Source organism: Nitrospira sp. BLG_2 (assembly GCF_049222245.1).
Window position 1 is genome coordinate 1 of sequence record NZ_JBLYIG010000117.1, and the last position, 2,673, is coordinate 2,673.

Here is a 2,673-nt window from a genome sequence, read left to right on the forward strand (position 1 = left end):
CGATGGTGCTGCTTCCAAGGACTCCGAAGAACAAGTGGCACTCGATGCTTCAAGCCGGCGTGCGCCCCTCACCGACCTTAAACCGTCACGCACGGCCAAGTCGCTGCCGATGCTCGCTGACGCGGACATGCAACGGGAAGATGCTGCGAGGCCCGCGGCTGAACCACCGTTGTTCGGGATCGCCGGCCACCCGCCGCGTCTGGTGCGAAAAATGGATGCGCATACGATCATTTTTTACGACGGTTGGTATTACGGCATCCCCGCGGCATTAAGCAATGTTGATGTGACAATTCCTGAATCGGCTGCGATCGCGGGTATTCTGCGGTATCCAACCGAAGAGGAAGTTACCGCAGCGATTGAAGAGAGCGCCCGATGGGCGAATTCACGCGGTCATTACGATGATCAAAAGAAGCAACGAGCGTCCGGATCCTACATGCGTGTGGATAGCGTGGGCGAAATGTCAAAATCCGCTGAGGTCCCGAGCAAACCTCGCATTCTGCAATTCGGCAATATGCACATCGCCGTGGATCAGGAAGTCTTAAAGAATCCGTTTGATCGAAAATCATTTGTCGAAAGTAAATGCAAGAGCCGAAGAGAAAGCAAGCGCAACATCAGTATATGGCGTCGGATGGCCGAGCTACTGCCCGCATCGTTCGAAGAGGAGATCCGACGTCTCATCCGTCAAGAACGTTTTAACAGGAGGAATGGAGGATACCTGAGCGATCTTCAGCTCGCCCGTATGCTTCCACACGCGGCAGCCGTCACGTATGTCAAAGAGCCGCTGAAGCGCATCATGCGCCTTGTCACGGGACGGAGTTCCGGCAACGGAACGCCGGCTGGAATACAGGTGAAAGGGGAGGAGTTCTCTATTTTGTCCGTCGTGACTAAGAACGCTCAACCGGAATTGTTGTGGACTATCGGCCAGTACAATCTTGTGAAATTTGACGGCCTATTTTATGGAGTACCTCACGGGGCCTATGTGGAATGGGATTCAGGATTAATTGCGTCGATTCCCGGCATGTTGGTTGGAGGGACCATTGCCGAAGTGGACGGGGTGATCCGGAGGTTGAGCGGGGAGGCCGGGGAAAGTTCTGTCATTGCAGCAGGAGGGCGACCAAATATATCGGAGTTTACGAAATCGCCTGTCTTACTTCGGACGATGCCTGACGAAGGCTATGACGTTATCTCTTATGAAGGTTGGATCTATGGTATGCCGCATGCGTTGGGTTCTATTGACTTAACCGAGATCGATGTCATTGAGATGCCGGGTGTCATTCGCGACGTATCCCGTGATGCCGTTGAAAATGAAATCCTTGCGCTGGGCCATAACAACAGGTCCTGTAACACTGTCGAAGTATGAGGTTGTTCCAAAAGAGTGTTTCAACCCCAGGCATCTTACAGAATGTTCACCTCGCTTCCTGGCGAGATCATCGTTTCGGCTTACCGCAAGCCAGGTGGGAACAGCTTAGGGGGAGGAATTTTTGGATAACCGGCGCAGGCACCGGATACGGAAGATGCATTGCGCTGGCTCTTGCCGCGGCGGGAGCCCGAGTCTTTATTTCCGGAAGACGAATTGAGAAATTACGGGAGACTGTGGATGAAGGGGCGGCCTTTGGCATCGACGTCAGCCGGTGTATCTCCGTGCCCGCCGATATTAGATCGGACGAGAATCTTGCTCGTGCGATTAAAAGCATCCAACATGTGACCACCAGCCTATATGGGCTGGTGAACAGCGCCGCCCTCCCTCAACCTGCGGGAACAGCGTTTCCGCTCACCGGCCAAAGTACGGCTGCGTGGACAGATCTCCTCACAACCAATGTGACGGGATCCTGGTTGACTAGTAAGGCAGCGTTACCGCTTCTAAGCAATGGGGATGGGTTTCGAATCCTTTTTTTGTCTTCTTTTGCGGGCTGGGCATCGACACCGGGGTTCGGTCCGTACAACATCAGTAAATCGGCCCTGAATACGCTTGGCGCATCTTTCGCTGCCGAATGCGCTGCGAGATATCCGGGTAAGGACATTCAGATCAATGTGTTGGTACCTGGCGAAGCCCGCACCGAGATGAATCAGGGTTCGACTGAAAGCCCTTATGCAGTCGTCAGTATGGTGCTGGTTCTCCTCTCACATCCGCAGGGTGGCCCCAACGGGTTTTTCTTCAATCGCGATGGACAGCATCTCGCATTTGCCTATACTCCAGCGTATCCTCAATCTCTCTTAGCTGTAGATTGATGCGAGCCTATGGGCGGAGCGTCACTCTCTGAGTGAGTCAGAGACGAGATCATTCGGCTGCATTGTCAGCTGTAGTGAATGAGCGGTCTATGGGAACGATAACCGGTTCCTTGGTACATGTACTTCTTGAGCCATGCGTGCGACGGCTTCGTCCAACGATTCAGGAAATAGAATGACGTCTCACCGATTAAATGTCGCGATTCCCTGGAGCCTTAGCCACTACATTCCATTGGATGGTTTCCATCCGCTCTATCGGGCATTATTTGATCATGTGCCAAAGAATATCAGTCTCTCGGCATGGGATAACGTGAAGCTGTATCGCAAATTTCGGGATGATGCTTCTATGCGCCGGACGGTGGTAGAGAAAGCAAAGCGTGAAGAGGGTCGCCGTATTCGACTTGATGGAAGTTCCATTGCAAAGAGGTATCAGGAGTATTTCCGGTC

Annotated in this window: 3 protein-coding genes; all 3 read left to right on the forward strand. The window is 53.0% G+C overall.

Translation table 11 applies throughout. From position 1 onward, the window contains the following. Window positions 1-1,360 (forward strand): hypothetical protein (locus tag ACOSYY_RS03390; protein WP_421660864.1); only part of this gene is annotated, 1,360 nt, incomplete at its 5' end. Then, entirely contained in the window at window positions 1,357-2,229 is an 873-nt protein-coding gene (locus ACOSYY_RS03395; protein WP_421660865.1) for an SDR family NAD(P)-dependent oxidoreductase, read from the forward strand. The genes ACOSYY_RS03390 and ACOSYY_RS03395, both read left to right, overlap by 4 nt. A 172-nt stretch (window positions 2,230-2,401) precedes the next feature. Beyond that, the coding region (locus tag ACOSYY_RS03400) for a hypothetical protein (RefSeq protein WP_421660866.1) at window positions 2,402-2,673 on the forward strand (272 nt) is incomplete at its 3' end.

What these genes read in the sequence shown, in the direction of transcription:
- ACOSYY_RS03395 (WP_421660865.1), top strand. Translation starts at nt 1,357, where the DNA reads ATGAGGTTGTTCCAAAAGAGTGTTTCAACCCCAGGCATCTTACAGAAT.